Raw genomic sequence first — 7,019 nt, forward strand, 5'->3', positions numbered from 1 at the left:
TTCTTCGACTCCGCCTTGCCGTACAGATGCAGCTTCGCGTCGACGCCGGCCGGCAGCGTCCGCTCGCCCTCCGCCTCGAACCAGCGAAGCAGCGGCTCGACGTGCTCGCCGAGCACGTTCACCATGACGACCGGCGTCAGCAGCTTCGGCTCCGGCAGCGGCAAGCCGCAGACGGCGCGAAGATGCAGCTCGAACTGCGACGCGTTGCAGGCGTCCATCGTATAATGGCCGGAATTGTGCGGACGCGGCGCCAGCTCGTTGACGAACAGCGTGCCGTCGCGCTGCAAAAACATCTCGACGGCGATCAGCCCGACGACGTTCAGGTGGTTCGCGATGTCTGCGGCCATCTTGCGGGCGCGCGCCTCGACGTCCGCCGGAATGCGCCCCGGCGCCGCCGTCGACGTGTGCAAAATGCCGCCGACGTGCACGTTCTCCGCCGGCGGGAACGTCCGCACTTCGCCCGACGGACTGCGGGCGGCGACGACCGACAGCTCGCGCTCGAAGTCGACGAACTGCTCGAGCACGAGCTCCACCGCGCCGCCGCCCAGCGTTGTGAACGCCTCGGGAGCGTCCGCCGCGCGGCGAATGACGGCTTGTCCTTTGCCGTCGTAGCCGCCCGTCGCCGTCTTCAGCACGGCCGGCGTCCCGAACGCCTGCAGCGCCTCGCGCAGGTCGTGGACCGTCGCGATGTCGCGGTACGCCGCCACCCGTACGCCCGCCGCTTCGACCGCCCGCTTCTCGCGCAGCCGATGCTGCGTCGTCCGCAGCAGCTCGCTGCCTTGCGGCACATACGACTCGCGCTCGAGAATCGCGGCGACGGCGGCGTTCACATTTTCGAATTCATACGTAATGACGTCGGCGAGGGAGGCCAGCTCGCGGGCCGCCCGTTCGTCGGCGTAAGGCGCTACGATTTGCCGGTCGCATACTTGGCCGCACGGCGAATCCGGCGTCGGGTCGAGCGTCGCGAATCGGTACCCCATCTCGCGGCCCTTGAGCGCGAGCATGCGGCCGAGCTGGCCGCCGCCGAGGACGCCGATCGTGGCGCCCGGCAGGATTCGTTTCATGTTAAGAGTTTCCATAGGAATAGTATTCTCCATTTTACGGCAGGTTATCGCCGATCGCTTCGACTTCCGCCCGGGTCCGTTCCCGGCGTTCCTTAAGCCGCGCCGCGACCTCCGGATCGTACGCGCCGACGATTTGCGCAGCGAGCAATCCCGCGTTCGTCGCGCCGGCCGCGCCGATCGCGACCGTCGCCACCGGCACGCCGGCCGGCATCTGCACGATCGACAGCAAGGAGTCGAGCCCGTTCAGCGCCTTCGACTGCACCGGCACGCCGATGACCGGCAGCTCCGTCTTCGCGGCGATCATGCCGGGCAGATGCGCCGCGCCGCCCGCGCCGGCTACGATCGCCTTGATGCCGCGCTCTCTCGCCTGCTCCGCATACGCGAACATGAGGTCCGGCGTCCGGTGCGCCGAGACGACCCGTTTCTCATACGGCACGCCGAGCTGTTCCAAGACGTCGCAGGCGAGCTTCATCGTCTCCCAATCCGACTTGCTGCCCATCACGACGCCGACGATCGGTGTAGTCAAGTTCGAACAACTCCTTTGCATGAATGAAAAATCTATTGGCAAACAAAACAAAAGTCCGGTCGCCGCCGCGCGGCCCCTGGACGAAATCACGTTTTCGGTAATTTTCTCTTTCTGTCTCTAGTGTACCAATGCTCACATGGCAATGTCAACGCAAAACGCGAACATTCCCTTATCCGAAATCAATATAGTTCGTATTTTGTCATAAGTCGCCCGTTCCAAAAAAGTAGTGACCGGAGTTCCAACTTATGGTATCTTAGTAGTGATTTCGTCGCATGATTCTTTACGATAATGGGATACAACAGGTCAACGGCAAACTTTACCGAAAGGGAAGGACGCAAAGCTATGGGTCTACCGCTTCAAGTCGAAGCAACGATCGCCAAGCTGCCCTAGGAGTCGGACACGCCTTGGGGGCGTGTCTCTTATTTTGGCAATTGCGTTCTCCTCGCGGGCGTGAGGAGTGAAATCGATTGTTCGAACCGAAACCATCCCTACCTTTGAAAACGCATACCCTCCCGCCCTTCGATCCCGAGCTGCTGCTGCGCGACGACGAGCACGCGCTGCGCTCCCTCGTGCGCCGGGTCGCCTCCGCGCTCGTCGCGCAGTGCCCCTACTGCGTGGCGACGTCCCCAGACGTATGCGACGAAGCGCCGGTCGCTTGCGCTTTGGCAGGGCTTGACGGCTGCCCCCGGAAAGTCAGCGTCGAGCGCTGTCTCGAATGCGGCGAATACAAGCGGGGCTCATAAGCCGCGCCGAATGCCGCCGGCGCTTGTCCGGCGGTGCTTCGGGGGTTCGGTGCGACGTTCCAGCGCACGCAGGCGGGCCGGCGCCTCTGCCTCGTCCCCACTGCGCGGATATCCGACGGTTCGCGCCTGTGCCGAACCTTCGAGCCCGCCGCCCCCGACACACTTGAAGCCCGGCGCATGCTGCGGAATGCTCAATATTTGCTCATTTCCGTGGATGATGCTCAAATTTTGCGCTCTCCGGCCGTGGAACAGCAATAGCTGATTTTTGTCCGGATCGCACGCGGCGTACGACGGATGCACGCACGGGACGAGTCTCCTCCCATCGCGATTTCGACACACAAAAAAAACCGGACGGCGCCTGCACGCAGCGCTGTCCGGTTTGTTGTTCGGCATCGGAATCGCTTCCGGCCTCTACTCCCGCAAGAAGAGGAAGTACAGCAGGAACACGACGAACATGACATACATGACGGGATGCACTTTCTTGAAGTCGCCCTTCACGATCTTGGTGAGAGGGTACAAGATGAAGCCCAGCGCAATGCCGGTCGCGATACTGTAGGTCAGCGGCATCGCGATCACGGTGATGAACGCCGGAACGGATTCCTCCAACTGATCCCATTCGATCTTGCCTAGGTTGGACGCCATTAGCACGCCGACCATGACGAGCGCGGCGGCGGTCACGGCGCCTTGCATCGCGATCGTGCTGATGACCGGGTAGAAGAACAGGGCGAGCAGGAAGAAGATCGCCGTCGCTACGGCCGTGAACCCCGTCCGGCCTCCCGAGGCGACGCCGGTGGAGGATTCGATATACGATGTGGTCGTGGACGTTCCGACGACGGAGCCCGCGATCGTCGCGATCGAATCGGCAGCCAGCGCTCTGCCCGCTCTCGGCAGCTTGCCGTCCTTAAGCAGGTTTGCTTGGCTGGCGACGCCGACCAAGGTGCCCGCCGTATCGAAGAAGTCCACGAACAAGAACGTCAAGATCACAACCAACATCGTGCCGGTCAACATAACGGACATGTCCGTCAGCGGCCCGAACAAGGCGCCGAAGGCGGAAGCGGCGGGCGGAGCGGCAACGATGCTCTTCGGCCATTCCACGACGCCGAAGATCATGCCGACGACAGCGGTGATTAGAATACCGTAGAAAATGGCGCCGGTCAGCTTGCGCGTCATCAACGTCGCTGTCACGATGATGCCGAAGACGGCCAGCAGCGTCGGCCCGTTGCTGAAGTCGCCCAAGGAAACGAACGTCGCGGGATTCGCAACGACGATGCCGCCGTTCTTCAAGCCGATGAACGCGATGAACAGCCCGATCCCCGCGGCCACCGCATGCTTCAAGCCCTGCGGAATGGCGTTGATGATCATCTCCCGGATGCCCGTAACCGCCAAGATCAAGAACAGCACCCCGGAGACGAACACGCCGGCGAGCGCTTGCTCCCACGGAATGCCCATACCGAGCACGACGGTGTAGGCGAAGAAGGCGTTAAGCCCCATCCCCGGCGCCAACGCGATCGGATATTTCGCTACGATCCCCATGATGAGCGTCCCGATGGCGGCCGCGATCGCCGTCGCCGTAAAGACGGCCCCCATATCCATTCCCGCGTCGCCCAAAATGAAAGGATTCACCGCAAGGATGTAAGCCATCGCCAAGAAGGTCGTCAGCCCCGCCACGATTTCCTTCCGGTAGTTCGTCCCGAACTTCGAAAACTCAAAGTACTTCGCAATTCCCGTGTCGCTCGCGTTTCTTTGTCCCATAGATAAGCACAACCTTCGTCAAAAATTTTTTACCGGGTCACAGTCGTCCATCTTATGACAGGAAGCGTTTTCATGTCTAGAACAAATTCTAAAATTGCTGTCGAATGTTGTCAACGAAAATATTGGAACCTGTCCGCGAACCAAAGGGCGAGACGCGAAAGAGACTCTAGGGCTAATCCTAGAGTCTCCTATCTTCATGTATATTATTCCCACTCGATCGTCGCCGGCGGCTTCGACGTAATGTCGTAGACGACGCGGTTGACGTTGTCGACTTCGTTGACGATTCGTGTCGAAATCGTCTCGAGCACGTCCCACGGGATGCGCGCCCAATCGGCGGTCATGCCGTCGATCGACGTCACGGCGCGGATGCCGACCGTGTACGAGTACGTCCGCGCGTCGCCCATGACGCCTACGCTCTTCATGTTCGGCAGCGCGGTGAAGTATTGCCAGATTTCGCGGTCGAGTCCGGCCTTCGCGATTTCCTCCCGCAGGATGGCATCCGATTCGCGCACGATTTTGAGCTTGTCCTCCGTCACCTCGCCGAGCACGCGGATCGCAAGGCCCGGTCCCGGGAACGGCTGGCGCCATACGATCTCTGGCGGGAGGCCGCACTCTTCGCCGACCTTGCGCACTTCGTCCTTGAACAACGCCTTCAGCGGCTCGACGAGCTTGAACTTGATGTCCTTCGGCAGGCCGCCGACGTTATGGTGCGACTTGATCGTCTGCGCCGTCGCCGTGCCGCTCTCGACGATGTCCGTATAGAGCGTGCCTTGCGCAAGAAATTCGAAGTCGTCGAACTTCGCGGATTCCTCTTGGAACACGTAGATGAATTCGTTGCCGATGATTTTCCGCTTCTGCTCCGGATCGTCCACGCCCGCCAGCTTGCCGAGGAACCGATCGCGCGCGTCGATCTTCACGACCTTCATATCGAACTTGCCGACGAATGTCTCCATGACGCTCTCCGCCTCGCCCTTGCGCAGCAGACCGTGGTCGATGAACATGCAGGTCAGCCGGTCCCCGATCGCCTTATGGATCAGGATGGCGACGACGGACGAATCGACGCCGCCCGACAACGCGCAAAGCACCTTCTTGTCGCCGACCTGCTCGCGAATGTCGCGGATCGCGTCCTCGATGAACGTCGTCATGCTCCACTCGCCTTCGCAGCGGCACACCTCGAACAAGAAATTCTTGATCATGTCGTTGCCGTACGTCGTGTGCCGCACCTCCGGATGGAACTGCACGGCGTACAAATTCCGCTCCCGGTGGCTCATCGCGGCGATCGGCGCATGCTCCGTGCTCGCGTCGACGGCGAAGCCTTCCGGCGCTTCGACGACGAGATCGCTGTGGCTCATCCACACCTGCTGTTCGCCTTGAAGGCCCGTCGTCAGACGGCAATCCGGCGCGAAGCGAACCATCGCCTTGCCGTACTCGCGCTTGCCCGCCGCTTCGACTTTGCCCTTCAGCTGATGGCTCATCATTTGCATGCCGTAGCAGATGCCGAGGATCGGGACGCCGAGCTCGTACACGCCCGGGTCGACCAGCGGCGAGTTCTCGCCGTATACGCTGGCCGGTCCGCCGGAGAAGACGATGCCTTTGGGCGCCAACTCGCGAATCTTGTCCGCGCTTGTATTGTACGGCAGCAATTCGCTGTACACGCCGAGATCCCGAATTCGGCGGGCGATCAATTGATTGTACTGCCCGCCGAAGTCGAGAACGACGACGATTTCATTCGGTTTGTTCATCGGTAAGTCCGAGCCCCCTAAAGATAATTGAAACTATTCTACAAGACTTGCCGCCCGCATGGCAATGTTTAAATGTTCTCGAGCCAAGCGGCCAGCGCCTCGTCGAACGCTTCGGGACGCTCCATGACGGCGAGATGGCCGGCCTCCGGAAGGACGCGCAGCGCCGCGCCGGGGATCGCGTCCGCGAGGCCGCGCGCGAGCGCCGGCGGCGTAATCGCGTCGTCCTCGCCGACGACGACGAGCGTCGGGACGCGGATGCCGGACAGCATGGCGGTACGGTCGGGCCGCTCCGCCATGCCGAGCGCGGCGGCGGCGATCGCCTTGCCGGAGGTCGACAGCATGATCCGCTTCGCCTCCTCCGCGACGTCGGGGCGGCGCTCCCGCGTCGCCGGCGAAAGCAGCTTGCCGAGCATGGCGTCGACCGCCGCCTGCGGACCGCGTTCGAGCGCCTCCGCAGCGAGCTTGCGCCGCCCCGCCTTGCCTTCCTCGCCGTCCGCTTCCGCGCGCGTGTCGACGAGGGCGAGGCCGGCGACGCGCTCCGGGTACCGCTCCAGCAGCGCGAAAGCGACGTAGCCTCCCATCGAAAACCCGACGACGACGGCTTGCCGCGCGCCTGCCGCGTCCAGCGCGGCGACCGCCTCCGCGGCCATGTCGTCCATCGTCGCGGGCGACGTCTCGAGGCGAAGATCGGGCGCGACGACGCGGCAACCTTTCGCCGCGAACGTCGCCCGCTGCCGGCTCCACATCTCCGGACCGAACGGAAAACCGTGCAACAACAATATGGTGGTTTCTTCAGGCTTCATGCGAGCGCTCCTTCCAGACCCTGTTCAGGAACTTCGTTTCTCGCCCTCCATTATAGCCTGCCCTTTTGGGTTTCGCGAAGCGGCCCCGCCGCGCTCCGGCTCGGCCGCTTCGCGACGCGGCGCCAGATGGCGTCGAGCCACCGCCGCGACAACCGTTCGCCGCCGGCCCCGTACCGGATCGCCTCGTCGCGGCGCACGAGCTCGACCAGCGCGTCGCGCGCCTCCGGCGACGCCGCCGACAGCCGCGCCGCGTAATCGCGCAGCGTCTCGGTCGCCGGCCGGGCGCCGTAACGCCGGTAGATGCGGCGCCAGAGCCGGTCGAGCCGGCGCCGCTGCGGCGAGGGCGCCGGGACGCGCGGCGTCCGGCCCGCGGCGGGGCCGGAGCGGCG

General features: G+C 63.3%; 7 protein-coding genes and 1 riboswitch. Of the genes, 1 reads left to right on the forward strand and 6 read right to left on the reverse strand.

The genetic code is table 11. From position 1 onward, the window contains the following. Positions 1-1,064, reverse strand: a 1,064-nt coding sequence (purK, locus tag VEZ38_RS04205) for a 5-(carboxyamino)imidazole ribonucleotide synthase (RefSeq protein ID WP_324892093.1), incomplete at its 3' end; no start/stop codon positions are given. A gap of 34 nt (positions 1,065-1,098) precedes the next feature. Further along, positions 1,099-1,563, reverse strand: a complete 465-nt coding sequence (purE, locus tag VEZ38_RS04210) for a 5-(carboxyamino)imidazole ribonucleotide mutase (RefSeq protein WP_324892098.1) — start codon at positions 1,561-1,563, stop codon at positions 1,099-1,101. Positions 1,564-1,888: 325 nt separating this feature from the next. Continuing rightward, positions 1,889-1,979, forward strand: a riboswitch (cyclic di-GMP riboswitch). A 105-nt stretch (positions 1,980-2,084) separates the two neighbouring features. Between purE and VEZ38_RS04215 the strand changes: the two genes are divergently transcribed. Beyond that, a complete protein-coding gene (locus tag VEZ38_RS04215) occupies positions 2,085-2,333 on the forward strand; it encodes a hypothetical protein (RefSeq protein ID WP_324892094.1) in 249 nt (82 codons plus the stop codon). A gap of 411 nt (positions 2,334-2,744) precedes the next feature. Here the strand turns inward: VEZ38_RS04215 and VEZ38_RS04220 are convergent, their stop codons facing one another. From VEZ38_RS04220 to VEZ38_RS04235, 4 genes are all read right to left on the reverse strand, one after another. Further along, positions 2,745-4,055, reverse strand: a complete 1,311-nt coding sequence (locus VEZ38_RS04220) for an NCS2 family permease (RefSeq protein WP_324892099.1) — start codon at positions 4,053-4,055, stop codon at positions 2,745-2,747. 233 nt (positions 4,056-4,288) lie between these two features. Next, positions 4,289-5,827: a glutamine-hydrolyzing GMP synthase gene (gene guaA, locus VEZ38_RS04225; RefSeq protein ID WP_324892095.1), complete on the reverse strand. Its 1,539-nt coding sequence runs from the start codon at positions 5,825-5,827 to the stop codon at positions 4,289-4,291. A gap of 68 nt (positions 5,828-5,895) precedes the next feature. Continuing rightward, entirely contained in the window at positions 5,896-6,630 is a 735-nt protein-coding gene (locus tag VEZ38_RS04230; protein WP_324892096.1) for an alpha/beta fold hydrolase, read from the reverse strand. A gap of 50 nt (positions 6,631-6,680) precedes the next feature. Next, a partial coding sequence (locus tag VEZ38_RS04235; RefSeq protein ID WP_324892097.1) for a DUF4129 domain-containing protein occupies positions 6,681-7,019 on the reverse strand: 339 nt, incomplete at its 5' end.

The organism is Paenibacillus sp. (genome assembly GCF_035645235.1).
Lineage (GTDB): Bacteria > Bacillota > Bacilli > Paenibacillales > YIM-B00363 > Paenibacillus_AE.